The following is a 25301-nucleotide window of genomic DNA, read 5'->3' as shown; positions in this document are numbered from 1 at the left end:
TCACACTCTCTCGATCGGTCGGCGTCCGAAGATTCCGTGCGGTCGCACGAGCAGGACCACCAACAGCAGTGCGTACACACTGATACTCACCAAATTCGGATCCAGATACGTCGCAACCAAATTGCTGACGATTCCGACCGCGATTCCTGCCACCAACGCGCCGATCACACTTTCGAAACCACCGAGAACGATCGCGCAGAACGCGAAGATCAGGAATGCATTGACGCTGTACGGGGTCAACGCGAAGGTCGGAGCGACGAAGAGTCCTGCGACGCCTGCCAGTGCCCCGCCGATGACCCAGCTCAACCGGCGTAGCTGTCCTGATCGGATACCCATGACATTCGCGGCCTCGGAGGAGTCGCTGATCGCCCGCATCGCCACGCCGATGCGAGTTCGGGTGAACAAAATTCCGAGCCCGATGAAGATCGCGGCACTGGCGGTCAACGAAATGATGTCTGCCTGAGTGATATTCACGGCACCGACGGTGGCGATGGTGTTTTCGCCGGGTGATGGAAATGCGCGCGGTTGAGCCCCCACGACGACATTGGCAATTCCTTGGATTATCAGCCCGACGGCGATGGTCGCGAGTACGGCGTGGATCGCTCCGAACCTTTCGATCGGTACGACGATCAATCCGCCGATCAGACCTCCGAGCACGGCCCCGACCCCCACCGTGACGAGCGCAACGACGGGGTACGACGCGCCTTGGTCGCTCGTCCACAACGCGACGAAGAGCGCCACTGCAGCAATATCACCCTGGGCGAAGCTGACGTACCCGGATGTTCGATAGACCACGACCATGCTTGCGCCCGCGAGGGCGTAGACCACTCCGATGGTCAGCCCACCGAAGATCGCTAGTTGTAAGATTTCCACGCGTGAACTCCACTATCTCTATGCGTGCAACGGTTTTCGGATCGTCGACGTGGTGGCCCGAACGCCGGCCTGGCGTCGACAATTGATTAGGGAGCGGACGAGAATTGATCTACCGTCACGAATTTCGAATCCTTGACACTGACGATCTGTGACTGCTTCTGGCCTGAGTGATCGGCGTCTGTCCAGGACAAGTCTTTGATGTAGTCCGAATCGATGGTCAGATCCTTGGTAGCGGAGAGCACGTCCTGTGCATTGGGAGCGTCTCCGCCCGCGATTTCCACAGCCTTCTCCAGCACGGCAATGCACCCGTCGGCGACCGTGTAGCCCTCGATCGGGAAAACGCCGTCCAGTTCGGTACCAGGCGAGAACTTAGCCATCGCGGACCGGAAGGAATCGGCCTCGGGTGCATCCGGCAACAGGAACGGCGTCGCGAAGTACGTCTTCGACGCTGCATCAGGCGCAAGGGCGATGATTTCAGGTTGTGCCGCCGCGAAAGTGCTTCCCCACAGCGGCTCGTAACCGATCTTCTTGGCCGCATTCTGCAACCTCGATACCACAGTGGGAACATGGTTCACCAGAACCATATCGGCGCCGGACTGCTTGAGTAGCGCTGCCTGGGAAGAGAAGTCGGTTGCACTGGCATCGAATTGCACGGTTGCGGCGAAGTTCACGCCCCGTCTGTCGGCTGCGCTTTGTGTACCAGCGAGGAACGGCTGGCCGACGTCGTCCGCCGAGTATGCGACGGCGATCTTCGGAGCATTCAGTGTGTCCAGCGCGTAGTTCACCAATCGTGCACCTAACGGGTTGTACGACGACAGGATTTCGAAGGTGTGCTCGTTGAGAACGCTGGCCGATCCGCTGGCCGGGATTCCGACGACGCCCTTCGAACTCAGGTAGTCCTTCACCGAGGCGTAGGGCCCGGTGCCGACCAAACCACACACGAGGACGGCGCCATCGTCTTCGACCAGTTGACGTATTTGCTGCGGCGTCTGCGCGGGGTTGTACTGATCATCCTTTCGGACGAACTTGATCTGATGCCCGCCGATACCACCCTGTGCGTTGATTTCGTCAAATCTGGCGGCGGCGCCATCGAGCAGCACCTTGATCGCCGCGTTCGCACCGGTTTCGGGACCCGTTGCGGCGACGACGATTGCGCCGTCGGTGGAATCACTGGAAGTTCCGCACGCGCTCAGCAGACCTGCTGACACGACAAGCGCAGCAGCGATACTCACCGCTCTCGGCGTTGACGACTTGATCATCGGTACCCATCTCGTTGTGTTATCTAGCTCATAAAACGATCGACCGTTTGATTAAATCACATCAGAATTTCTTTGGGGAGTGCCTGAGGACTCCACTCGGTGCACGCGGTTGGTGCGAGCGCCAGGTCGCGACGGCGTACCCGTCAAGCCTCGGACCATTGCTTGGTCTCGCGGCGCACCGCGGACCTGCAGGTACGGATACTCTTCGGCAGCGAGACGCTGCTGACATTCCGCTACCATCGCCGCACGCTCCGGTGGGGCGATATCTGCCGAAGGGTGGGCGAGCAGCGTCCTCAAGCGAAGAAAGTACTGGCGAGGAGTCAGGCCGAACGTCACGAATATGTCTTCGCTCGATCCCCCTCCGTGCCGAGACCATCTTGTAGCGAAGTCGAGCATTGCGGCCTCCTCGCGTGGCCTGGCCCTTCGGTTGGTCATACGTGCTCCCTACGTCTCGTCGGTGCGCGGCAGGCTGGGAGTGGCGCGCGATCCGATGGGGTTCTGAAGTTCTTTCAGATAGAATCGTACGACCGTTTGATTAATAAGTCGCGCAAACGGCCGAACGAGCGACAGAGCGATTCCCTAAGCCGGGAATCGTCCATCGAGAAGAGTGAGGGTGACTGCGATGCCGATCCATCAAGGGGCAGCAGCAACTGGGAGTCCAGCGTGAGCGGGGCGCTGGACGGCATTCGCGTAGTGGAGTTGGCAGGTATCGGCCCAGGTCCGCACACGGCAATGATGTTGGCGGACATGGGTGCTGACGTGGTACGAGTAGACAGGCCCCAGTCGCAGGCGCAACGAGAACGCGATGCGGAGGACTGTATTCTGCGGGGGCGAGCAATCGTTACAGCCGATCTCAAACAAGCAGACGATCGCGATCGAATACTCAAGTTGATCGATCACGCGGATGTCGTTCTCGAAGGATTCCGGCCCGGCGTGACTGAACGTCTCGGGCTCGGTCCCGACGTGTGCATGGCTCGCAATCCGAGTCTGGTGTACACCCGAATCACCGGTTGGGGCCAAGAAGGTCCATGGTCGCAACTGGCAGGCCACGACATCAACTACATCTCGATTACCGGAGCCCTGCATGCGATCGGCACCGCGGACGCTCCCATCAACCCCGTTAATTTCGTAGGGGACTACGGCGGAGGGTCGATGTTCGCACTGTCGGGAACGCTGGCAGCGTTGGTCGAACGACAAAGGTCCGGTCGTGGCCAAGTCGTCGATGCCGCGATCGTCGACGGTACGGCCATCCTGACGCAAATACTATGGTCACAGCGACGTTTCGGGGAATGGGTAGACAGACGAGAGAGCAATTTTCTCGATGGCGGAGCGCCCTACTACCGAACGTACAAGTGCGCTGACGACCGATTCATTGCGGTAGGCGCGCTCGAGGACAAGTTCTACTCCTTGTTTCTCACCGGTCTGGGAGTTGACAACGAATCAGCGCTCGACCGATCGGATCACGAGAATTGGCCCGCACTGACCGCCCTGTTCGCGGACAAAATTGCTTCCAGGTCGCGTGACCACTGGTGCGATGTCTTCGGCGGAACGGATGCATGCGTGACACCGGTGTTGCGCTTGGACGAGGTCAGTGAGCATACGCATATCGTAGGCCGCAACATCGTCGTGGAAGAGAATGCCGGTAAAGCCCATGCCCGTGCAGCTCCTAGATTCGGGCGCAGCCAGGCGAGCCCCGCCGAGATGCCCGTGTCCCGTTCCCTGGATTTCGTAGTCGACAAATGGTCGTCGAAAAAACCATCATGAGTGAACGCTGGGGGAATGCAGTCGAGGCCCTAGCTACCGTATGTACTTCACGACTTTCCGAGACTTGCTGAGGGAGTCTCGAAACCGCATGGCCTCGTCACTATTGAGCCCTCGACGAATGTTGAAGTCGAGCAACCACTCTGGGTAGACCTGCGCTAGAGAAACAAGCACCGGTGTAGGCGTCTACCGAAAGGACCCCGCATGTCCGGACTCACCCGACCAACTGATTCAGTATCCGATTCGACACAACACATCGACGATCTGGGTGTCCCCGCAAACTACGCTCACGAAATCTTCACCATGATCGACCAAGTTGCAGTGGTCATCGGCGGCGCAGGTGGACTGGGTAGTGCAATCACCCGCGGCTACCACCAAGCCGGCGCTGTCGTTGTCATCGCCGATCACAACTCACAACGCGCCAACGAACTCGCAGCTGAACTCGGGCCACGAGCAATCGCAGACGCTGTAGACACCACGGACCGCTCAAGTTTGGAATCCCTGCTCGACAACGTCGTACGGGCACATGGGAAGGTCGACATACTCTGCAATACCGCAGGAATTGCATCCAGACACCCCGCCGAGAACTTTCCCGAGGACGAATGGGATCGCATCATGAATGTGAATGTGAAGGGGTCATTTCTCGCGTGTCAAGTATTCGGCCGGCACATGCTCGCCCGAAACAGCGGAAGTATCATCAACCTCGCGTCAATCGCTTCCTCTGTCGGCTACCCACACTCGTCAGCGTATTTGCAGAGCAAAGGCGCGGTTGCCCAGATGACCCGCAGCTTGGCAATCGAATGGATCGCACGTGGCGTTCGAGTCAATGCAATCGCGCCGTCGATCTTCGAGACCGAGTTGACTCGCAGAGCCGATACCAACGACACAACAACGAACTCATGGGTTGACGGACGCACACCGATCGGTCGCCGCGGTCTTCCACGCGAAATCGTCGGCCCCGCCATCTTTCTCGCAACGGAGGCATCCTCTATGGTCACCGGTCATATCCTTGCCGTTGACGGTGGCTACACTGCATCCTAAGCCTGTCCCGACCTGAGTACCCACAAAGTACCAGCCGGATCCGCCCTCGGAAGTTGAAACGATATGCCGCCGCTTCGCGCTGACACGCATCGCCGCGGTCAGGCATGTCTTTCTCCGAAGGCGTGATAGAAGACCTGAGTTGTAGCGAACCCACGTCGCCCCGACCGTTGCAGGCAAGTTTCTAGTTCCGGAGGTGCTCGGCGGTGAACCGCCCAGTCCGGCGTCCGACGTGTACGGGCTCGGGGCCACGCTGTTCAGCGCGCTCACCGGTCACGCGGCTTTCGAGCGCCGCAGCGGCGAGCAGGTTGTTGCTCAGTTCCTGCGGATCACCGCACAACCGCTGCCGGACATGCGCGAGCACGGCTTCCCTGACGACGTGTGTGGCGTCATAGAGAAGGCAATGTCCCGCGATCCGCTCGACCGTCCTTCCACGTCGGTGCTGGGCGACGAACTACGGGAGTTGCAGGTCCGCCACGGATTGGTGGCCGACAGCATGGCGCTACGCGCCGAGCATGGGGCCGACCCGCGAGATCCGCGGCCGCAGCCGACTGGATGGCGTCCACCCGCATCGCCGGTGGTTCGGAGGGCCGACAAACATCTGCCGCTGGAGCTGACCAGCTTCGTCGGTCGACGCACCGAGTTGGCGGAAGTGAAGAATCTGTTATCGGTGTCGCGTCTGGTGACGTTGACGGGAATCGGTGGTGTCGGCAAGACACGTCTCGCGTTGCGTGTCGCATCGAATGTCCAGAAGGACTTCGTCGACGGTGTGTGGTTGGTCGAGCTGGGCGAGTTGCACGACGAATCGCTGGTGATCGGCGCGGTGGCTGCAGCCCTCGGCGTACGTGACCAGTCATCACAGCCGCTGCAGGATATTTTGGTGGAGTTCCTGGCCACTCGGACGTTGCTACTGGTTCTCGACAATTGCGAGCAGGCGATCGATGCGGTGGCAGGGTTGGTCGAAGTGCTCCTGCGCGCATGCGCGGAGTTGCGGATCCTGACAACCTCGTTGTGGTGAATGAGCCCGGACAAGTCGGTAATCCCTTCTCGGCGTCGGGTCCAGATTGCGTGCTCGATCGCATCGAGCACCAACGGTGTCGTCATCGTCGTCGCGGTGCGCCATCCGAGGATTCTGCGTGAGTACGCATCGATGACGAACGAGACGTACACCCAACCCGACCACGTCGAAACGTATGTAAAGTCAGCTACCCACAACATGTTTGGCGCAACCGGGTTGAACTTTCGCTGCACTAGATCTTCCGCACGACCGCCTTGCGGATCGGCGATGGTGGTCCGTTTTTTCTTGCCTCGACGTGCGCCTTCGAGCCCGAGGACACCCATCAACCGTTCGACCGTGCATCGCGCCACGTCGACGCCCTCTCGACGCATCTCGAGCCACACCTTGCGTGCGCCGTAGACCGAGGAGTGCTCGGCGTGCACACGGCTGACCTCGGCTTCGAGTTCTTCGTCGCGCACGGACCGCCGAGATGCAGGACGGTTGCGGGCTTCGTAGTAGGTGGACGGCGCAATTGAGCAGCCGTGCTCGCTGAGCACCCTGCAGATTGGCTCGACGCCGTACTCGCTTTTGTATCGGTTGATGTAGTCGATGATCACTTGTTGTTGCGGTCGAGCTCCGTTGCGAAGAAAACCGATGCCGACTTCAGGATCTCGTTGGCACGCTTGAGTTCCCGGTTTTCGGCTCGAAGTTTGCGCATTTCCGCTGCCATTTCGCTCGTCACGCCGGGTCGTTCGCCGGCGTCGGTTTGCGCTCTCCGGATCCAGTTGAGCAGTGTCTGCGCTTTCCGATACCGAGTTTGTCGGCCACGGATTCGACCGCGGCCCACTCCGACAGGTACTCATGTTGGACCTCGGCGACCATCCGCACCGCACGCTCACGCAGTTCGGGCGGGTACCTCTTGTTCGTTGCTGACGACATGACTCCATCTTTCCCAAAGAATGAAGTGATGTTCCCCGAGTTTCGTGGAGTCGTCATATTTGACTTCAGGCTACGGGTTGACGTGTGAAGTGTACGTTCTCGAACTCGATCGGTGTCAGCATCCCGAGGGCACTGTGCCGGCGTTGCCGGTTGTGGAAGATCTCGAGATACTCGAACATGGCGTTGGCCAATTCGATCCTCGTTTTCCATCGTTTCCGGTTCAAGAGTTCGGTTTGCATTCTGCCCCAGAAAGATTCGATCACGGCGTTGTCATAGCAATCACCGATCGATCCCATCGACGGGACCAGTCCTGAGTCGTGTGCCCGGCGGGTGAATGCCCACGATGTGAACTGCACTCCATGGATGCTCTCCTGAGAGTCAAGCTGCTTTTCGATGGTGTCGGGTGTTCGGGGTGATGGTCTGCGGTCCAGGGTTGAGGAGGTAGTAGACCTCGCGAGCCAGGTAGCGTTTCAGGCACCGAATGGTTTCCAGTTTCGAGTGGCCTTCGCTGGTTTTCTTCTCTACGTAGGCCTGGGTTTTCGGGTCGAGTCGAATGCGGCCGATGACGGCCAGATGCAAGGCTCGGTTGGCTTGGCGGTCACCGCCGCGATTGAGGCGGTGGCGTTGGGTCATGCCAGAAGATGCGGGTAGCGGCGCGACACCGCATAGCATCGCGAACGCGGCTTCGGATTTCATTCGATCGGAATTGTCGCCGGCGGTGACAAGCATTTGTCCGGCGACTTCGATACCGATTCCGACGCGCTCGAGTAGTTGAGGTGCGAGGGCTTTCACGATCGGGTTGATCAGTTCGTCGAGATCGGCGATCTCGTCGGTCAATTCGAGATAGCGGCGAGCCAGGGATTTCAGCGAAACCCGGTAGGCGGTCACAGGATCGGTAGCGTTCGAGACATCCGGCCGCCACGCGGCGAGGAGGCGTATCAGCTGCATCCGCGTCAGATCGCGGACCTGCTCGCGCAGCTCGTCGGGAGCGGAGATGATCGTCATCCGCAATAGTTGCAGCGCACTGCGCCGCTCTCGTACCGAATGGGCTCGGGTCACCCTCAACACACGAAGTGACTCGACGGCACCGTCTTTCGATTTCGGGGTGGTGGTGCGCCGGTTGGTTTTGGCTGCACGCGCTGCGTTAATGGCATCGAGGTCGTCGTTTTTGCCCTTACGGCGGCGGTCCGAGCGATCGGGGCGGTCCACCTCGAGTACCGTCACGCCGGCTTTCGCGAGGTGGCGGGTCAGCCCAGCTCCGTAGGAGCCAGTGCCCTCAATACCGATCCGGATCAGATTGCCGTACTCGCCGATCCAGGTCAGCATGGTTCGATACCCGTTTCGGGTGGTCGGAAAACTGCGAGTTCCGAGGACGTTGTCGTCGGTATCGATCACCGCGGCGACGTGCAGTTCTTTGTGGGTATCGACTCCGGCGAACACTTCCCGGTCTTGATCGAGATCGGCTTTGTCAGGCATCCTTGTCATGTCGCTTTCCTCTCCGTTGACCGATGAGCAAGGCGGCGCCGCGCATCGACCGAACCGGCGGACAAGACAGTGATGAGCACCTGGTGGTGCAGGCTCTCCTCAGGTCACCCCGACGGTGAGGCGTAGCGCCTCACCGGGGGTTCCCAGGAACCGACAAATCCAAGGAAAGACATACGATCGTCGATCGGAGTGCGGGTCAGGAACACTGGGAACTCCCGGCACCAGCATTCTCTCGTCTCCATGCGTTAACGGTCAGGAAATCCGAAAACACCGGCACAAACAGTCTCACTGTCGGAATGAATCAAACTACCGGGCGTTGGGCCTCGATTCGAAATGGCCATTCCCAGAGCGTTTGTCACCAATGTCGCAGTCTGCGAGCTGTCGATAGACCACCCGACGACTCGCCTCGAAAACGTATCCAGGACAACAGCGCAATATATTTTGCCTTCACGGGTGGGATGTTCCGTGATATCTGTGACCCACAGCTTGTTCGGCTCGTCGCGGGTGAATTTACGGTCGACGAGATCGCTCGCGGTCGGGGTTTGATGCTTGGAACGTGCACGTTTGTTTCCCGGAAGTCCTTTCACACCAGCAGCTCTCATCAACATTTCGATGCAGCCGTGTCCCACGGCAATGCCGTGGCCAAGGGTGAGTTCGGCGTGGATGCGCCGCGCACCGTAGGTGCCATTGCGAGGCGGTGTGAACCTCCGTGATCAGTTGGGTCAGCCAGGCATGTCGCAGTGAGCGTTCAGAGGGTGGGCGATTGCGCCACTCGTAGAAGCCGGACTCCGACACCTCCAGAACGCGACATGAGGTCTGTACTGGTAGTCCTTCCTTGGCCATCACTTCGATCGCTTCGAACCGCCTTTTGGGAGCACCACCGACTTCAGCAGTTCCGTGGAGCGTTTGGCTATGGCAAGCTCGGTCTCCAGCTCGGCGATACGACGACGGGCGGCGGCGAGTTCGGCGCTCTCGATCGAGCTCAGCCCCGGCTTCTGGCCGGTATCGATGAGCTCCTGGTTACGCCAGTTGTAGATGGTTTGTTCGGTGACATCGAGACCTGCGGCGACCTCGGCGACCGTGCGTCCTGACTTCAACAAATCGAGGACTTTTCGGCGGAACTCGGGCGGATAACGTCGGGGCATCGTGGACCTCTCTCGGGTGCATCAATGCCTGAAGTAAAACAAACGAACTCCGGAAAACTCGGGGTACATCAAAGTCTCCGGACTCGCCGGTGCGATTCAAGAAGATCGACGCCTTCAAGAAACAGATGAAGGGATCGGGTCTGACCAGGGCCGAGCAAGCTAGCTATGCCCAACTGGAAGAGCTGAAATCTGAGATCGAAGCGGACTGCGACCGTTACTGGCGAGGCAGCGGCGTTGACTGGCGTGCTCCGAAGCCTGTTGCTAAGCGAGCGGTCAGGCCGACCGGAGAGTCGCAGTCAGGTTGATACGGCGGATCTTTCCTTCACCAGTCGTCGCCGCTACGTTGCCGCACACCTTCGCCAGACAATAGATGGCGCAAGATTGAGGGGCAGACTCGACATGGATGCCGCTTTCTTCTGGCAATTCCATTGATGTCGCGGTCCTTGACGATCACAGTTCTCCGTCGTTAGCTTTGCAGTGCACTGAATTCCACATTTAGAATGCATGATCGTGCTGGCGTACGGTAGCGATATGCAGCCGACTCGGTCGGCACTGTTGCCGACGGTGAACCGTCGTGATCTTGGACTTTGAGTCATGTGGTGCGCTGCCAGGATCAGGTGGGTGGAGCGGTCCCGTTCATTTAGTCGAAGCCAGTCACGAGGTTATCGTCGCGTCGCCCAGTCCAAACTACGTGCGCCACGGATTGACGACCTCGGAAAACTTCGCGGCATCCAGCATTGTGCGCTGGGCGTGGCGTGCGCAGATCGAGAGCACGCGTTCAGGAGATTTGTCGATGTCATCAAGGTCCTGGTTCTTTGTGATCTCGTCAACTTCGCCCAGGACTGTGTTGATTTGATCCTCGATCGCAATGTCGCTCAGCCACTTATTTAGTTGTTTCTCGATTACTCCAGTCGTACTCAACGCGGTATTCAGAGCTTCGCGCAGGCCGGGGGTACGGATTGAGAGCCCCGCTGTCTCGATCTCTGCTCGATAGTCCTGAACTGCTGTATGGACCGAATTGAGCTTGCCCCAGTGGTAGGCCCAAAAGGGGGAGGTCTCGTCTGGCCCGCCGTATTCCGCCTCCTGCGCAGAATCCCATTCGCCTCTATAACCAACGATCACCCCATTTAGATCGTGGTCCATATAGCGGACAAGGCTACGGAGCGTGTCCAGCACGCGAAGTGAAGTGCCGATGTCCACCCTCCAGTACTCCTGTTGGAGAGCGCTTTCGGCAGACTTTCGTGCCCGATGGCTCTCCAACAGAGCCACACTTGCAGCTAAGAAGGTAGCGAATCCGGCCACCCACGCCCCTACTGCCGCCCAGCCCGCGGCGGTCCATTTGCTCGGGTTGAGTTCGTTCCACAGGACGGCACCGCCCAAAATGCTTGCGCCGAGGAAGACTCCGATGACGATGGTCAGGATCACGATGTCACCTGTGGTCAGAGACCGTGCTGTGCGGCGGCGATTGTTAGTCATCTGAGGAGGTTATCCAGGGTTAACGACAGGTTAGTTCGTCACCAGGGAAATGCCGGGTCGGTATAAATCAAGTCAACTGAGACACTGACGATCAGGTGTTTTGGAATTCAAGCGCAGGTTCGTTGATGTAGATGACCTTCGGGATCTTCGGTGGCGCCGGGCGATTCGAGAACCGTGCGGGATTCGCATGGAATGCAGCAGTCAACGTGATCTGACGGGCCTCGTCGATGGCACTCGCCGTGCCGAAATGCACCGACGCCGGCGTATGCCAGCCAATTCCAGAGTGATGATGAATGTGATTGTATTCGTTGAAGAATCCTTCCAGGAACTCTCGCGCATCAGTAAGGGATGCAAACGATTTCGGGAAGTCATGTAGGTACTTTAAGGTCTTGAACTGGGCCTCCGAAAATGGATTATCGTTCGAGATCCGAGGCCGTGAATGCGACCGGACGATGCCGAGGTTGGTGAGCAGTTCCGACACCAAGCCCGACGTCATCGACACGCCTCGATCAGCGTGGACGGTGTGCGGAGTGGTGCCGTTGCGTTCAATTGCCTCAGCGATGAATTGTTCTGCCAATTGGGCACTTTCGTGCTTCGAGACGATCCAGGACGGGTTGTATCGGGAGTAGATATCGATCAACACGTACAGGTGAAACCAGACGCCCTTCGTCGGTCCGCGGAGCTTGGTGATATCCCAGGTCCACACCTGTGACGGCCCGTCGGCGAGCAGTTCCGGTTTGACCTTCGCCGGATGCGTTGCGAGCCGGCGTCGCTCACGATTTTGTCCTGCTTCGGAAGCGATGCGATACATCGACGAGGTCGAGCACCAGTAGTTCCCGTCGTCGAGTTCACGGGCGTAGATCTGACAAATCGCCAGGTCAGAATACTTGTCGGAGTTGATGACCGTAAGCACGTGAGCCCGTTCGGCGGCGGTGAGCGCCTGACCATTGTCCGGGATTGTGCGAGGCTTTCTGGGGCCGAGAATCGGGGGCTGCTGATGTCGGTAGTGCGTGGCGCGGGAGCGCCGGATCAGCGCGCAGGCGGTGCGGGTGGGGATCGACGCCGCCATCAATTCGTCGAACGCACTGGTCAGGGCGTCTTCGGCAGCGGCGGCGTGTCCGTGCTCTCGGAGATGGACTCCAAGAGCGTATGAAGTTTTCCCATAATCTCTAGCGCGGCCTCCGTCTGCGTCAATTGCTTGGCAAGGCGGGCATTCGCTCGGGTGAGGCGGTCGATCTCTTTTCGATCTGCAGCGTCAGTGTTGTTGCGTCCCTTGATGTTTTCACTCTTAACTTTGGCAGGTCGTTTGCTGCCCCGTGTCCCGCTCCATTCGCGCAGTTGCGACTGGTAGAGACCCTCACGGCGGAGAACTGCAGATTTCTCGCCGTACGGTGCTTGGTTGTATTCGTCGAGGATTTTGTTGCGGTATTCGGCGGTGAAGGTGCGGCGGGTTGGTTTCGGGGCCGGGTCCACCGAGTTTTCGGGCGTCGATATGGGGTTCGGACTGCTCATGGGTGGCGCTCCAGTCATGCCCTCGGTGATAGCACTTCGTTCACTGCAAGTGTCTCATCTGATCGTGACAGAGAGGGGGTGACAGGAGGGAAATGTCGGGTGACAGGCCGATCACAGTTGCATGATGAAGCAAGCCCACAGCCTGTGCGAGTTCTCCGATACAGCCAGCGTCGGGTATCTCTGGGGTGACGATCGCCATCGGCAGATTGCTCTTAACTCACGCACCCGGATGGTGAAGCCGTTTGTACCCACCGGGACGTCCTGGATCAATCATGTCTAGCGGGTGCTCGGGTACTCAATGACCAACTGCCTCACCGTGGAGTGTGCACCTTCGTTGCGGTACTCGAGAAGGACGTCAGGGAACGGATTTCAGGCACAGGACACTCGAGCATCTAAAAGTCGTTTAGGTTCGATTGCTCGGGCCATGTGTACGACTTAGACACTGCAAGAACTTGGGGTTGTGCCCCGCGTGAAATAACGGCCAGTCCTACTATCGTTACTCCCAAGTCCGACGGAACTTGAAAGACTAGGTTTCCTTCTTGAACAGCCCGCCCGTCTACTCCCAGCCTCAGCGGCTTACTCATTGCGCCTCCAGGTTCTATGTAGTTTGCATTCCACGATGTAACAAATCCGTCGTACGTGGCGGATCCGTCTGGAAGATAGATGACTGAGGCGTCGTGGGGAACATTGGGGGGGACAGCCCAAAACGTCTTACCCTCCCAGATCACTCGCACTACGCGATCACCGGCGTTGGCAGTGAGTGATGGTGGGTCCCATCGGTATTCGCCTTCGAAGCTGACCAACAGTCGCATCGCCGACGGTGTCGAGATAGATAGATCCAGTGGTTGCGTTGAGTTGTTCTCGATTTTGGGGCGTACCTTCACTTGGCTCGTAGTTATTGATCCGTCTCCGCTGGCAGTTTTTATCGGGGCCATGCACCAGTAGACGACACATATTTCAACGTCCGGTTCACGGCGTTCGGTAGTGCCAGGAGCTGGGCATGGATGGTTTGGGGTCACAGGGATCGACGGTTCGACGAGCGGCGTCGGCACCGGTTGTCCGACCTGCGATATGTACGGGTCTTGTGAACTGGAAGTTATTGGTGAGCTTGCATGTTGCGTACTGGTCGAGGTCTCTTGATCTGCGAGCGGTACAAGGCCTACAACTGTGACTATCGATAACACGGCGAGAACAATTCCTAGGGTGACGGGAATCTGTCGTGGCCAGGGGGTTGCAGACAGGATATCTCGATACATACCTACGAGGAGGGTGATCGCGGCGGCTGTCGCAGCAAGAGCGATGCTCACACCCGCGGGGACGGGGATGAACTCGTGTAGTACGACGGCGATTACAACAACGTAGAGAAGGACCAGTGTTAACCCCACGGTGAGCAGTTTGATCCCATGGCTGTTTTTTGGGTGAGAGTCACTTGATTCTGTTAGGGCGTCTTGCTCGGTATCTGCTTCGTTCGTAGGTCCGATGACCTTGTCTTCTTCGTCATCGGTGTTCTTGCGGTGCATCGATCCTCCTGACGGTGGTTGAGCAGTATTCGAAAGGTAGTGGGAGAATCGCGGTTGTGCGTAATCATCACACGGACTGGCGATTTCGTGATTCCACTTTGACGTCTAAGGTCTGAGACTGATCTGGTGAGGCTTCCTGCGATCGCAATTGTCATGCTTATCAAAAAGATCATCGAACGCCTAGTGATCCGACATTTTCCGGTGCGCAGGTCGGTGACATCGATGGCTGGTTCTCCAATGGAACCCACATCGCCGAGGTGGGGCCGTACAAGATGCCGTTACCGTCATTGCAGCCCCGGCGATCGTTGGTGTTAACAACAGCGCGGGCGTCTGCGAGCGCGTCATGGTGGTCCACGAGTACCCCTCCGAGCGCTTCGAGGACGTACGGCAGACGGTAAGTCGGTAGCGACAGGGCACGTCGTGATAGCACCATCGTGCACAGAAACCGCATCTCCGGCCACTCGATGCTGTCGACGGCGCACGCATAGCGAATGACACCGATATCGAACCCGGCGTTGTGCGCAACTACGACGTCGCCCGCGATGAAGTCGACGATGGCCGGTAAGACGTCTTTCCATCGCGGCGCGGTGGCCACCATTTCTGGAGTGATGCAGTGCAGTGCGATGTTGAAGTTGTCGAAATGGTCGACCCGCTTCGGCGGTCGTATCAGCCAGTGACGTTCCTCGACCGCAATTCCGTCGCGGACGCGAACCAGACCGACCGCGCACGGCGAGCCTCGGTACGAGTTCGCAGTCTCGAAATCGATGGTCGTGTAATCGAGCATTCGGAGTCCTGTCTTGCTGTCGGCCGGATCGGGTTCTGTGGGGACATTCGGCCCGTTCGTGATGCTTGGCGCAGCACCTATCGAAGCGCTGATCGAATGGGGGGCTAGAGAGCGCGACCTACGTGGTGTGTTCGATCATTTCGGTGCGACATGCCACCGCTTCGGTTTGATCCACGTTGCTGCGCAGAAACTTTCGAGACACTTCCCGTCTTCGGGGTCGTCGATGATGCGGAACATCCACGGCCCGTCGAACTGGTATCCGTCCTTGACTGCGTTCGTGACTGTCAACCCGATATGGAAGATCAACTCTTTCAACTCGCAGGGGCCGGTGCCGGCGCCGCCTCGCCATTCCGGCCGATCCAGGTCGGGGCGATAGCCGCGTTCGGTTGTCATGCCGTCTTCTTCGAATACCACCCGGACGCCGTAGGGCGGTCGGGTGTGACCGGGGCGGGCGGTGAATGTCGTGCGGCGGGCGGTGTACTCATCGATTTCGTCGGCTGAGTCGAATCCGAGTTCCCACCACGTGTTCTCAGGATCGATGCCGGTGTTGGTCAACGCGACCTGGAACATCTGCTCGAGATCGAGGTGAAGTAGCTCAAAGCCCGCCGGGACGGCGTAATGGGATTCGGTGCCGCCACGGTGAACGACGAACTCCTTCTTGACCGGATACACGATGAGGACCGTCGACTCGGGAGGCGACGAGCAAGGACTCGTAGGCGCTGCGTTCGTCGTTTTCGCCGGCACAGAGGGCACAGAGATAGTGCCGGAAGGTTCCTCGTCGACAGTGACTCCGTGCTCGGTGACGAGAGCAACCAATCCGGCTTCCCAACCGGCGGAGATATTACGCGCCTTCCATGCAACGCCCCGGCGATAGATTTCCAACAGAATTGCAGCGCGTTCGGTACTCAAACCCGATGCGGCGGCAACGATATGCGTTCCCGACAGATCGGTGAGCGCGGCTCCGAGACCTTTGATCGCGGCGAGGGTCCCGCCCGCCGATTCGTCCAGGGCGACTGCCACACGCATGAAAAGCACGTCGGAGGGCACCCGGTCGAGGTCGAGCTCCACGCGATCACCGCTCAGCGTCACCGCACCTTCCTTCGAGATGGGAGCGTTGAAGAAGATCAGATCGTCGTCGGAGCGAACCTTTTCGTTCATTCCGAGCTGGAACACCAACAGATCGACCGTCCCCGGTGTGACTCCGGTGGTCGTGATGCTGACCGTCCGGTGCGGGAGCGTCGTGTTCTCGCCCCGTGTAAGTCTGACAGTCATGTTGTAACCAAGCGCATTTCGACCATTCTTTCCTCGGGTCGTCGATACTTGTCGACCGGCGTCAGAGCCAACTGGCGACGCCCCCGTGTCGGGAGCAGGTGCCGCGTCGGCTTTGACTGAAGCTGTAAGTGCCGTCGTTGCATTTCGCGGTCGCGCCCGCAGGCGCTTGAGGTGCTTGTTGTGGGGAGGGGATGCAGTTGCCTGCGGTGTTGATGTAACCGCCGACGCAGTCGTCCCAGCCGCCCCCGGAAGTGCCACCGCCGCTTGTGCCTCTCGACGGCGCAGCTGGTGCGGTGTACGCAGGTGCAGGTGCAGGTGCAGGTGCAGGTGCAGGTGGCACGAAGGGCGCGATCGCGACTTCGGTCGACGGTATCGGTGCCGGGGTGAGTGACGTCGTCGCCGGCGGCGACGGAGGTGGTGTCGTGGTCGTGCTGGTTGGCGCCACCGTGGTTGTCGTCGTCGTTTCTCGGACGGTAGTGGTGGAGGTGCTGGTCGGCGGAGGGGAAGTCGATGTCGAGGTGGTGAGGTTTCGGTCCGACACCGAGGTGGCCGGGGCTGGTGTGAGCGCGCCGCCGGCGAGCATAACGCCGAACGCGACAAGGCTGACGATAACGGCAGTTCGCCTGTTCGGGATCCGAGCCCAGCCGATGTGGCCGCGCAGGAGCGCGATCACACCGATGACGAGCGCGATCAATCCCACAAGTATCAAGAAGGTGGCCACGAATTCTCCTGGATTCAGCAATCGCGAAGCAATATCGAGAAAATTCAATCACGTCGATATGGGCGGAATGTGAGGAGTATCCCTTTGCGATGACCTGCGGGCTGATTCTGGTCGGCGAACTTTTGTCTCAGAGGTTCTGTTTAGCGGTGACTCGCAACTGGCCGAGCCGACACGTCGAGAAGGCCGTTGAGCCTTCTCCTCCTCGCCGGGCCTGGCGTTTGGCGCATGTTCGGATTCGCGGCGGCGGGGATTGCGACGCGCATCAGTTCGCACCGTCATAGGGGGTATGTGTTCTGCAATGCTGTGTTTTTCGGGCGTCGTTCTGCGCGTGGTCGCGGTTTTTCGGCATCCTCGTGCGAGGAGCTTCCGCAATTGTGGCGGTGTTGAGTTCGCGATTGCGCCGGGCCTGCATATGTCCAGCGTTGGTGTGTGGCCTTCGTCGATGTGTCTGGTGAAGCCAGATTCCGGGATCGATATTGGGCGGCCGGCCTAATGTGCGAGTAGTGCTCGGGTCTGATGGTCCGCATCGACCGCCGCCGTCTTTTCCATTGGGTGTCGAGATATTTTTCAGTCTCGATCGGCAATCCAAGCGCAAAGAACGGAGCGGAAGATCGTCAGCATTTGACGTGTGAGGTTGCAGTGTGGCATTTGCCGCTCGGCATGACGCGACGCGCTTCTCTGGCGCCGAGGAGTGTGCCGCGAAACCGGGGGCACGGGTGGACGTGTATTACGAGAACGAGGGCACGTACGTGGTTGTCGGGGCTCTCGAGGACCTGCGCCACGCGGACCGACGGATGTCGAGGCACTCGGCCACCGTTACACCGGTGTGGTCCGAAAACAATCACAACGCCTGATCCGTTCTCGGCCAGACCCGACATCGAGCTAGCGGACGAACGCAATCGAGCATGCAAAACCTTTACCCAGCAACTGATTCGATGGTCCTGAAGATTCTCGTGATCAGTGCGAGTCAGAGTGGGTGACGTCGAGTTGTGTTCTTTCGGTAGGGCGGAGGTTTGCTTGTGGTGATGTTCAATTCGCTACCGATTGCGACGAATGTTGTGGTTGCTCGGTCCGTAGGTGCGGAACACAGACGCGGCGCCCTCTGGGCATGTGGACGGGACCGACTCTCGTAGCATCTGCAGGGTGAAGCAACGACCGAAATGTGGGCGCCCGACGCGATCGGGCGCCTCGTGTGGCGCGCTGGTGCGCTTCTCTCGACCACTCGGGCAGTTCGCGCCGGCATGGTCAGTTCCCTCGCAGAGCTTGAAGTGGGAGCCGATCCATGAAGGTGCTGTGCAGTCGCACGAGAGGCCGTGAAAGCCGCGGGAGGCAGACTGGCTGCCCCCGAGCGCTCGACGCCAAACAGATCGGTTTTGCCCGCCGGAGGTGTGAATCAGCGGAGTCCATCGCGACCATCACCAAGATACTGGGGATATCAAGGCAAAGCTGTACCGCGAGCTTGCCAACTGAACGACCCGCTGTAGATGGCCGTGACTGACGGCGGAACGTTAAGGCACGGCTCCGAGCAGTTCCCAAGCCAACCGATTCAGGGGTGTGGTCGTTTCAGTCAGCGGTGGAGCTTAGGGCATGATGTCCACAACCTGCTCGGGCAGATACCGGGCAACGATTGAGAATCCGGACTACCCATGAGCTACAGAAATAAGACGTATGTTGCCTTCGCCAGCGAGGATATCCATTACTACAGGCTGATGGAGGCCTGGCGAGAAAACGACAAGATCGATTTTGACTTCTACAACGCCCACACGCTTTTCATCTCTCGTGATGAGAGTAAGCCGGAGACGATCAAGAGGAATCTGCGGGAGCGTATGAAGAACGCCAAGCATGTCGTTCTGCTTGGCAGTGCAACGGGGCGGCGGAAGGGAAGCGACGGTAAGTCGTTCCTCGCCCATGAGATCAAGGTGGCGATGGAGTTCAATCTCCCGATCGTCATTGCGAACCTCGACGGTGGTCGAATCGTCAACGAGTCAGTGATTCCTCAGCCGTTGCTAGTTGACGACTACTACACGCTGTCAGTGTCGTTTCAACCGAGAATCATCGACCTTGCGCTCAAGAACTACGCCGTCCAATACGCGACTACAGACAAGGCGGGTTCCCACCAGTACAACAGCCAGGTCTACGCAGGCCTGGGGCTGTGAGCTCCGCTCTCCGCAGCGACCTGTTCAGCAAACGGTTCCTGCTCTCGGCAGCCACATGGTTCTTCGCGTGGGCTGGCATCATCGCAGTTCTCGGACAATTACTCGACTGGACTTTCAAACTCGCTAAGCACGGGTGGTGGGGACACGCTGTCCTCGGTGTGGCACTCATCGGAATCCCACTTTCAATGTGGCGATCATGGCCGCGCCCCATCGAGGAAACCTACGAATCCCCCAGAACCCGGATCCGAATCGTCAAAGGTGACCTCTTCGATGAAGAAGGGCACCTGGTGATTGGCACATGCGACACCTTCGATACGGCGATTCCAAACATAATCGCGCGGACCAGCCTTCAAGGCATCGCCTTGGAACGCCTATACGGCAATGATGTGGCCAGGTTGGACGCCGATCTCGACACTGCACTCAGCTCTACCGCGTCGCGCGATACCGTCACCAAAGTAGGAAAGACTGTTCGCTACCCGTTGGGAACTGTCGCTGTTATCGAACGTCCCCCCAGAAAACTTTTCTTCGTCGCTTACACCATGATGGATGAGCACAACAATGCGCAGGGAACCACTGACGGGTTATGGGTCAGCCTCAACGCACTGTGGAACTCAATCTCGAAGCACGGGAACGGACACACGGTCTGCATGCCTGTGATCGGTGGCGGCATGTCACGCATGTCCAATATCGTTCCGACCCAAGACTCGATCCGATTCACGATCTTGTCGTTCATGTTCGCATCGAGAAACAACAAGGTCTGTGACGAGCTACGCCTGGTTCTTCGACCACAGGACTACGAGCGCCTGGATCGGCTTGAACTGCAAGCTTTTCTGACATCACTCAAGCCCTCATGACTGACACAACAGCCCTCGATGTGCCCAAAAACGACAAGTGCGCATTCTGCGACTATCTCTCGGGGCGACGCCCTTTCACGGTGGTCGCTCGCACCAATGCGATCGCTGTGCTGGTGACACGTGAACAGCGGGGCATGCCACACCTTTTAGTCGTTCCTGTGGAACATCGGGAAACGATCCTAAATCTCTCGGACGGTGAGATCGCAGCGGTTGCGGCTGGCGTGCGCGCCGCGGCTCAAGCGATTAACGACGCGTACGAGCGCCCCGGTATCGCGGTGTGGCAGAACAACGGAACCGCGGCTCACCAGACGATCGCACACGTTCACTTCCACGTGGCTGGGACTCTCCCCGAAGGTGGGACCGACTGGGGAGTAGTCGCTGAACAGCCGTTAGAAGAAACGGACGCGATCGCACAGACAATTTTTCCACATCTGCATCTGGAGTGATGCCGTCCGGCCGAGGAAGCTCTACCAGATTCAATGGATCGCCTAAAGCTGGTGTCGCAGGATCAGTTACAGCGGGCTTGTCTGAGGAGAGGTTCCACCATCCGGGGGGACTTTATCGTGTCGGCAACGCCATGTTGGTCGCTCGATACGATGCTCTCGATGTCATTGCTGAAACTTGGTCTGCATGAACTGCATTTCGCTTCGCTGAAACCTGCCCGCCAGTCGACTGCTCTTGCCGGGCTGAGTTCGGACCTGTTGCTAGGATGGCGAATTGCTCGGTATCGAGCTCAGAGATTATCGGAGTTCATGTGGCCCCCATGAGTAACTACTCACCCCTCTTGACCGGAGTCGGTTTTTCGGGATACCGGTCAATCGCGTCCTGGCAGGAGTTCCGGTTCCCGACGAAGGTCACAGTACTCGCGGGAATTAACAACAGCGGAAAATCTAATGTTCTGCGATTTCTGCGGGAGGTGATTCCGCAGTTGGCCATCGAGAATAGCGGTGCAGTACGTCCGCCGAACACACCAGTACTTGGCTCACTCGATCATCCACGTGGTTTTGAGGGCGTGCTTCCGCTGGAGGTGGGTGTGGCCGTCTCGCTTGGTTCGTTCGGTGATCGCCAGGACCCGCGAACAAGTACCGAGGTCCCTGGAAGTCTCTGCTTGAGCACACTCGAGGCCTTCCAAGAAGGCCTCATGGCACTGCTCGCCGACGAGGACGCCGTCTATTGGTCGAGATTTACCTTGAACGAAGAGAATTTCAGTCCGACGCTCGCCAGGGTGGAGGCGGCGATGAATCGGTGGCCGCTTTGGCAGGAGCGACACTTCAATCGAGTCTTGGATGTGTTGGGTGGTGGCACTGTGAACGCCGCGGACGTCATGACACGATTGATGCTTTCGATCGGTGGATTCCGATCGATTCCCAAAGTGGTAACGATTACCGGTTCTCGCCGTGTGGAGGATGAAAGGGAACATGACTGGATTGCTGGACAGGGCATTATCCGTGAGCTTGCTGCGTTGCAGAACCCGCCGCACGATCAGTGGAATATGTCAAAGCCGAAGTGGGAGGCCATTAATCGGTTCGTCCAGACCGTGCTGGGTGATGGCGATGCCCAATTGAGCATCCCGCATGATCTTTCGACTATTCAGGTGGGGACACCACAGCGAGTTCTTCCGCTGGCAAGCCTCGGCAGTGGAGTAGAACAGGTCATCATGCTTGCTGTGGCGGCAACGATCACCACGGAGTCGTTGGTGTGCGTCGAGGAACCCGAGACAAACCTGCATCCGATTCTGCAGAAGAAACTCGTTCGCTACCTTACTGACGAGACCAGTAATCAGTACGTAATTGCCACGCACTCATCGCATTTGCTCGACGACAGTCGGGCGACTGCCTACCACCTTCGTCTTACAACTGGTGGAACCGTCTCGCGACTGGCTCGTCGTCCACACCAACTTGTTCAGATTTGCAACGACCTGGGCTACCGGCCGTCGGATTTGCTTCAGGCGAATTGCGTGATCTGGGTCGAGGGACCGTCGGACCGGATTTACCTGCGACGTTGGATAGAACTGATCGCCCCCGAACTGGCCGAAGGGATCGATTACTCGATCATGTTCTACGGCGGCAAACTGCTGTCACACCTCAGCTCGAGTGAGGAAGCACTCGACGATTTCATCGGCCTACGACGCCTGAACCGAGCGAGCGCCGTTGTCATCGATTCCGACAAGACGACCGCCGCCGCATCGATCAACGCGACGAAACAGCGGATCCAGAACGAGTTCGAAACGGACGATGCCGCCCCGGGGTTCGCCTGGGTGACCGACTGCTACACGGTCGAGAACTACGTCGAACCGGAGATTTTGAAAGCTGCGGTGGCGAAAGAACACCCCGGTGCCACATACACGTCTGTGGGGCAGTGGACGAACCCTTTGCCCAGCGTGAAGGGTAAGGCGCAGTTCGACAAGATTGCGATAGCGCGAACCGTGTCGTCAATGCTCATCGTCGATCATCTCGGAAGGTTCGACCTGAAAGAACGAGTAGATCAGCTCGTGGAGTTCGTAAGGTCAGCAAATGGGAACTCGGTTGCACCGGAACCTGAAGTCTAGAAACCGATCTCGGATTCGGGTCATTCGTAGTTCGGTACACCTGGTGAGCGATCGGAACATTGCTCGCGCTCCGATAGCACCGAAGTTAACTCGCGGTACCGGCGACAGATATCGGCGCTGCGATGGAATGCCTCGGCAGGATCGGTCTTCGGGGTCTACCAAGCTATCGAAATACATCGGCGAAGGTGTAGGCCAGCGTCAGTGCCTTAGTATTTCCTGCGCTGGCGAAGGTAGTGAGAAGTTGGCGGAAGGCTGTGACGCCGGCGGTATCGTGAAGGACGAGCTGTTGGTTCTCTGCGAGTAGTCGTTCCATGTAAGGGATGACGTCGTCCCCGGCTAAAGAGTCGCCGGCGTAAGGGCCGTGCGCGGGGACTGCGTCAGCTACGGCGTGGAGTGCGCGGGCCTCATCGAGCGGTGCGAGGAAGATCATTGTCTGAACGGCCGAATGGATGCATTGGGGGATACGCAAGCTCGCACATATGGCCAACAGGGGATAGGCAAGTTCAGCGAAGACGGTGTGCCGGGTGCCTGGTGGGGGGCCCTGTTTCTGCTTGTAGTCGTATGCACCGCCGCTGGTGAAGTAGATCTGTCGGGCGATCTCATGGGAGGTGTCCAAAACGCCTTTGAGTTCGGTTCGTTGCCGTTCGGAGAGTGTGGCGACGTGGTGCTCTTCAGGGTCGCGGGTCCATCGAGCATGAGATGACCTTGCCGCTGCAGTGAGTAGCCGGTAGGCCTCCGCTCGCCCCTCGCCTCCGTTGGGACCGAGATAGTCTCGTGCGCATTGTGCAAATGCTTTGACTTCGCCTCCGTGTGTGGGTGCGTCATTGCACCATTGTTCAACGGTTCGAGATGCGTATGGGGTGCGCGGGACGATGGCTAGGTATGTGTACAACTTCATGATGCTGCGCCCCAGATTCTTGAGCGGCTCGGACAACGCGTCACCAGGGATTCGTTCGAGAATTGCATCTACAGTCGTCTCGGCTCCGACAATCACCTGCGTCAGCTGCTCGAGTAGTACAATTCGCACCGTTGGATCTTCTTCAGCGAGAACGAGTTCGCCCACTGCTGCAGCTGTCTTTGATTGATCCGCGTCGGCATTCAGCTCGACGGCAAGGTGTGCCGCGTGCATACGGACGAGGGGGCTCTTGTCTCCAAGGGCCGCGGTCACCGACGCGGCAATCGGTGATCCACTGTCGCTGTCGCGCCATTCTTGTCGGGCGAACAAGGCGGTGAGGCCACCGACTGCCCTGTCGCGTATGCCTGGGCTCCTATTTGATCCGATTAGGGTCCCGACATGATGGCTGTTTTGGGCTGTTGTGAGCACGGCCAAGACGCGGTTCCCGAGTGGTGTGCCAGGATTGACGCGTTCGTCACGAGCCAAGAGCGCGGCGGCCTCGACTAGCAGCTTTTCGAGAGCCTGCGGTAGTTGCTCGCATGCCGCGAAGATCGGGTCGGCGGTCTCGAAGAGTTCGGGAAGCCGGAATTCGTTCTGAGGCTTAGGATCTGCTCCTACGCTGACTCGTGTGACTTCCTCGTCCAATGCTCGCAGGGCAGTTTCGGCTTCCTTGTCCAACTGAATGCCTTGCACCGACATCGCATCGAATGGCGACCATTCCCGAGCGGTCGCCATAGCGGTCGGGTGGGGCGACAGAATCATTGGTGGCGCGTCCGTGGCGAGGACTTCGAGTCGCGCCTTCAGCACGGGCGATGTGATCGACTCAGGGTTCAGGCAAACGATCAGCGCGTCTTTGACTCGCGGGTGCACGTGGTTGGCGTCCGCGAGTGCATGTGCGTTGAGAACAGCGTGCTCGAGTTGACCTGCGAGGGTCGGTTCGCTCGCGGCAACAGCGTCGAGGAGTGCGGCGGCCGCCCCATGCGTACCAGGATGCGCCAGCAGTGCACCGGATTCCAGAGCCGGCAGAAGCACGCGACTGAGGTCTAGAGCGCTCAAAGTGTGGTCGGCGGGCTTCATGAGAGCAGCCCATGCTGCCGCATTGTGCAGTTGTTTGACCAACACGGCGACTACAGGTGCAGCATCCGAGGGTTCGGTGCCGGCAAGCGCGACTGAAAGGGCCTGCGCTGCGGTTTCACCGATTTCGTCTACGGTCAGTGATAGATCGGGGCCGTCCTGTAACCAGCCGTCAGCGTCCGCCACCGATACCGGCCATTCGGCCATCGCGGGAATTGCATCCGCATCCTCGGCGAGATCGCAGAAGATCTCCGCCGCGATCAACAGATCGACGTTACAGAGCTCGCCGAGCTTCTCCCCGAGCACATAGATACTGTGTTCGGCCTGCTGGCGGCGTGACTCATTCAAAGGCATCAGCGCACTACGCACGAGCGGAACCTGCCCCTCGCGGCCCTCGTCGTAGGCCAGAATCGTAGCGGCGACATGCCGGGCAAGATCAGGGTTGTGCCTGGTGATAGGGACGATAGCTTCTGCCAGCCCAGTCAGTACCGTTCCACCCCACTGGCGCAGTGCATTCTTGTCGGCTAGCAGCCGGGCGATTGCGTTCCGGACGGATTCACTGATGCCGGCCACATTCTCGAGCTGCCGTGCGGCTGCCCCTGCCAGCTGTTCCATCCGTTCGGGATCAGAACGGCAACCATCGAGAAGGGCAGCGACCGCGTCGGCACGGTCGGTCGCGCCGGGCTTGCTATGGGCGAGAGGATCACGGATTTCCAATCCTAGAAGTAGGTCGGCCGCCAGTGCTGCATCCGAATAAGACTTTGCTGAATTTTCGGCTAGGCAGCGGGCCAATCTCGCGAGGGGAACCACCGCCGGACCCAGCTCGGGCAGCGTTGTAGGACTGCGCAGTGCACCCACGAGTTGACGAACGACCTCCTGATCCGACCGAAGCCCATTTGGGACCGATCCCGCGTGGGAGGTAGGCACAAGCGGGGCGAGATCGTCCGCATCGCGGATCAGATTCAGTAGTCGCCCAGCGAACGTGAGGGACG

The 25301-nt window shown here is 58.9% G+C and carries 22 protein-coding genes and 4 pseudogenes; 9 read left to right on the top strand and 17 right to left on the bottom strand.

What is annotated here, in order from left to right; translation table 11 throughout:
• The 3 genes from G4D79_RS29155 to G4D79_RS29145 all read right to left on the bottom strand — a co-directional run bounded on the left by G4D79_RS29155 (position 1) and on the right by G4D79_RS29145 (position 2528).
• Positions 1-873, bottom strand: a complete 873-nt coding sequence (locus G4D79_RS29155; RefSeq protein WP_214514668.1) for a branched-chain amino acid ABC transporter permease — start codon at positions 871-873, stop codon at positions 1-3.
• An 86-nt stretch (positions 874-959) separates the two neighbouring features.
• Entirely contained in the window at positions 960-2132 is a 1173-nt protein-coding gene (locus tag G4D79_RS29150) for an ABC transporter substrate-binding protein (RefSeq protein WP_214514667.1), read from the bottom strand.
• Between the two features lie 51 nt (positions 2133-2183).
• On the bottom strand, positions 2184-2528 hold the full coding sequence (locus tag G4D79_RS29145) for a DUF3263 domain-containing protein (RefSeq protein ID WP_250888065.1): 345 nt from the start codon (positions 2526-2528) through the stop codon (positions 2184-2186).
• A 267-nt stretch (positions 2529-2795) separates the two neighbouring features.
• On the opposite strand from G4D79_RS29145, the gene G4D79_RS29140 reads away from it, so the two are divergent.
• The 3 genes and pseudogenes from G4D79_RS29140 to G4D79_RS34710 all read left to right on the top strand — a co-directional run.
• On the top strand, positions 2796-3896 hold the full coding sequence (locus G4D79_RS29140) for a CaiB/BaiF CoA-transferase family protein (protein WP_214514665.1): 1101 nt from the start codon (positions 2796-2798) through the stop codon (positions 3894-3896).
• 201 nt (positions 3897-4097) lie between these two features.
• Positions 4098-4934 carry an SDR family NAD(P)-dependent oxidoreductase gene (locus G4D79_RS29135; protein ID WP_214514664.1) on the top strand — a complete coding sequence of 279 codons (837 nt, stop codon included), beginning with the start codon at positions 4098-4100 and terminating at the stop codon, positions 4932-4934.
• Between the two features lie 163 nt (positions 4935-5097).
• A pseudogene (locus G4D79_RS34710) lies at positions 5098-5940 on the top strand (NB-ARC domain-containing protein); the annotation flags it as partial.
• Here the strand turns inward: G4D79_RS34710 and G4D79_RS34705 are convergent.
• From G4D79_RS34705 to G4D79_RS29100, 6 genes and pseudogenes are all read right to left on the bottom strand, one after another.
• Positions 5937-6867 (bottom strand): annotated as a pseudogene (locus G4D79_RS34705) (IS3 family transposase); the annotation flags it as partial. The pseudogenes G4D79_RS34710 and G4D79_RS34705 sit on opposite strands and share 4 nt — an antisense overlap.
• Before the next feature lie 65 nt (positions 6868-6932).
• A pseudogene (locus tag G4D79_RS29120) lies at positions 6933-7229 on the bottom strand (transposase); the annotation flags it as partial.
• Positions 7230-7245: 16 nt separating this feature from the next.
• Complete coding sequence (locus G4D79_RS29115) at positions 7246-8352, bottom strand: IS110 family transposase (RefSeq protein WP_082920510.1); 1107 nt, start codon at positions 8350-8352, stop codon at positions 7246-7248.
• Positions 8353-8597: 245 nt separating this feature from the next.
• Positions 8598-8954: a DDE-type integrase/transposase/recombinase gene (locus G4D79_RS35445; protein ID WP_374223452.1), complete on the bottom strand. Its 357-nt coding sequence runs from the start codon at positions 8952-8954 to the stop codon at positions 8598-8600.
• A pseudogene (locus G4D79_RS35440) lies at positions 8928-9029 on the bottom strand (IS3 family transposase); the annotation flags it as partial. The gene G4D79_RS35445 and the pseudogene G4D79_RS35440, both read right to left, overlap by 27 nt.
• A gap of 165 nt (positions 9030-9194) precedes the next feature.
• Positions 9195-9497 (bottom strand): transposase, encoded by a 303-nt coding sequence (locus tag G4D79_RS29100; RefSeq protein WP_042922031.1) that lies wholly within the window; start codon positions 9495-9497, stop codon positions 9195-9197.
• 89 nt (positions 9498-9586) lie between these two features.
• Here G4D79_RS29100 and G4D79_RS29095 point away from each other — a divergent pair, with 89 nt between their 5' ends.
• Positions 9587-9802 carry a hypothetical protein gene (locus G4D79_RS29095; protein ID WP_214514659.1) on the top strand — a complete coding sequence of 72 codons (216 nt, stop codon included), beginning with the start codon at positions 9587-9589 and terminating at the stop codon, positions 9800-9802.
• Positions 9803-10184: 382 nt separating this feature from the next.
• Here the strand turns inward: G4D79_RS29095 and G4D79_RS29090 are convergent, their stop codons facing one another.
• The 7 genes from G4D79_RS29090 to G4D79_RS29060 all read right to left on the bottom strand — a co-directional run bounded on the left by G4D79_RS29090 (position 10185) and on the right by G4D79_RS29060 (position 16782).
• Positions 10185-10973, bottom strand: a complete 789-nt coding sequence (locus G4D79_RS29090; RefSeq protein WP_214514658.1) for a hypothetical protein — start codon at positions 10971-10973, stop codon at positions 10185-10187.
• Between the two features lie 91 nt (positions 10974-11064).
• Positions 11065-12042: a DDE-type integrase/transposase/recombinase gene (locus G4D79_RS29085; RefSeq protein WP_021344381.1), complete on the bottom strand. Its 978-nt coding sequence runs from the start codon at positions 12040-12042 to the stop codon at positions 11065-11067.
• A gap of 20 nt (positions 12043-12062) precedes the next feature.
• The gene (locus G4D79_RS29080) at positions 12063-12485 is read right to left on the bottom strand and encodes a hypothetical protein (protein ID WP_214514657.1); all 423 of its coding nucleotides are present in this window, start codon (positions 12483-12485) and stop codon (positions 12063-12065) included.
• 392 nt (positions 12486-12877) lie between these two features.
• Positions 12878-14005, bottom strand: coding sequence for a hypothetical protein (locus tag G4D79_RS29075; protein WP_214514656.1), 1128 nt, complete (start codon positions 14003-14005; stop codon positions 12878-12880).
• A gap of 169 nt (positions 14006-14174) precedes the next feature.
• On the bottom strand, positions 14175-14789 hold the full coding sequence (locus G4D79_RS29070; RefSeq protein ID WP_214514655.1) for a 3'-5' exonuclease: 615 nt from the start codon (positions 14787-14789) through the stop codon (positions 14175-14177).
• Between the two features lie 135 nt (positions 14790-14924).
• Positions 14925-16061, bottom strand: coding sequence for a TerD family protein (locus G4D79_RS29065; protein ID WP_214514654.1), 1137 nt, complete (start codon positions 16059-16061; stop codon positions 14925-14927).
• 61 nt (positions 16062-16122) lie between these two features.
• Complete coding sequence (locus G4D79_RS29060; RefSeq protein WP_308252613.1) at positions 16123-16782, bottom strand: DUF3761 domain-containing protein; 660 nt, start codon at positions 16780-16782, stop codon at positions 16123-16125.
• Between the two features lie 641 nt (positions 16783-17423).
• Here G4D79_RS29060 and G4D79_RS29055 point away from each other — a divergent pair.
• The 5 genes from G4D79_RS29055 (at position 17424) to G4D79_RS29035 (ending at position 22340) form a co-directional block, all read left to right on the top strand.
• Positions 17424-17636, top strand: coding sequence for a hypothetical protein (locus tag G4D79_RS29055; protein WP_214514653.1), 213 nt, complete (start codon positions 17424-17426; stop codon positions 17634-17636).
• Between the two features lie 792 nt (positions 17637-18428).
• A complete protein-coding gene (locus G4D79_RS29050) occupies positions 18429-18938 on the top strand; it encodes a TIR domain-containing protein (protein WP_214514652.1) in 510 nt (169 codons plus the stop codon).
• Positions 18935-19792 carry a macro domain-containing protein gene (locus G4D79_RS29045; RefSeq protein WP_214514651.1) on the top strand — a complete coding sequence of 286 codons (858 nt, stop codon included), beginning with the start codon at positions 18935-18937 and terminating at the stop codon, positions 19790-19792. The genes G4D79_RS29050 and G4D79_RS29045 overlap by 4 nt, the downstream gene beginning before the upstream one ends.
• Positions 19789-20238, top strand: a complete 450-nt coding sequence (locus G4D79_RS29040) for an HIT family protein (RefSeq protein ID WP_214514650.1) — start codon at positions 19789-19791, stop codon at positions 20236-20238. Before G4D79_RS29045 ends, G4D79_RS29040 begins: the two co-directional genes overlap by 4 nt.
• Positions 20239-20900: 662 nt before the next feature.
• A complete protein-coding gene (locus G4D79_RS29035) occupies positions 20901-22340 on the top strand; it encodes an ATP-dependent endonuclease (RefSeq protein WP_214514649.1) in 1440 nt (479 codons plus the stop codon).
• 163 nt (positions 22341-22503) lie between these two features.
• On the opposite strand, the gene G4D79_RS29030 is transcribed toward G4D79_RS29035, so the two are convergent.
• Positions 22504-25301, bottom strand: a 2798-nt coding sequence (locus tag G4D79_RS29030; RefSeq protein ID WP_214514648.1) for a hypothetical protein, incomplete at its 5' end; no start/stop codon positions are given.

Source organism: Rhodococcus sp. WY5 (assembly GCF_018588185.1).
In the GTDB taxonomy this organism is placed as follows: Bacteria; Actinomycetota; Actinomycetes; order Mycobacteriales; family Mycobacteriaceae; genus Rhodococcus_F; species Rhodococcus_F qingshengii.
Note: the sequence above shows the minus strand (reverse complement) of the source record. Positions and strands in the feature narration are given on the sequence as shown.

Bases quoted from the DNA above. Each gene is read 5' to 3' on its own strand.
- G4D79_RS35445 (WP_374223452.1), bottom strand. From the start codon at position 8,954: ATGAGAGCTGCTGGTGTGAAAGGACTTCCGGGAAACAAACGTGCACGT.
- G4D79_RS29145 (WP_250888065.1), bottom strand. From the start codon at position 2,528: ATGCTCGACTTCGCTACAAGATGGTCTCGGCACGGAGGGGGATCGAGC.
- G4D79_RS29150 (WP_214514667.1), bottom strand. From the start codon at position 2,132: ATGATCAAGTCGTCAACGCCGAGAGCGGTGAGTATCGCTGCTGCGCTT.
- G4D79_RS29100 (WP_042922031.1), bottom strand. From the start codon at position 9,497: ATGCCCCGACGTTATCCGCCCGAGTTCCGCCGAAAAGTCCTCGATTTG.
- G4D79_RS29080 (WP_214514657.1), bottom strand. From the start codon at position 12,485: ATGAGCAGTCCGAACCCCATATCGACGCCCGAAAACTCGGTGGACCCG.
- G4D79_RS29050 (WP_214514652.1), top strand. From the start codon at position 18,429: ATGAGCTACAGAAATAAGACGTATGTTGCCTTCGCCAGCGAGGATATC.
- G4D79_RS29040 (WP_214514650.1), top strand. From the start codon at position 19,789: ATGACTGACACAACAGCCCTCGATGTGCCCAAAAACGACAAGTGCGCA.
- G4D79_RS29070 (WP_214514655.1), bottom strand. From the start codon at position 14,789: ATGCTCGATTACACGACCATCGATTTCGAGACTGCGAACTCGTACCGA.
- G4D79_RS29115 (WP_082920510.1), bottom strand. From the start codon at position 8,352: ATGACAAGGATGCCTGACAAAGCCGATCTCGATCAAGACCGGGAAGTG.
- G4D79_RS29075 (WP_214514656.1), bottom strand. From the start codon at position 14,005: ATGCACCGCAAGAACACCGATGACGAAGAAGACAAGGTCATCGGACCT.
- G4D79_RS29085 (WP_021344381.1), bottom strand. From the start codon at position 12,042: ATGGCGGCGTCGATCCCCACCCGCACCGCCTGCGCGCTGATCCGGCGC.
- G4D79_RS29135 (WP_214514664.1), top strand. From the start codon at position 4,098: ATGTCCGGACTCACCCGACCAACTGATTCAGTATCCGATTCGACACAA.
- G4D79_RS29065 (WP_214514654.1), bottom strand. From the start codon at position 16,061: ATGACTGTCAGACTTACACGGGGCGAGAACACGACGCTCCCGCACCGG.
- G4D79_RS29090 (WP_214514658.1), bottom strand. From the start codon at position 10,973: ATGACTAACAATCGCCGCCGCACAGCACGGTCTCTGACCACAGGTGAC.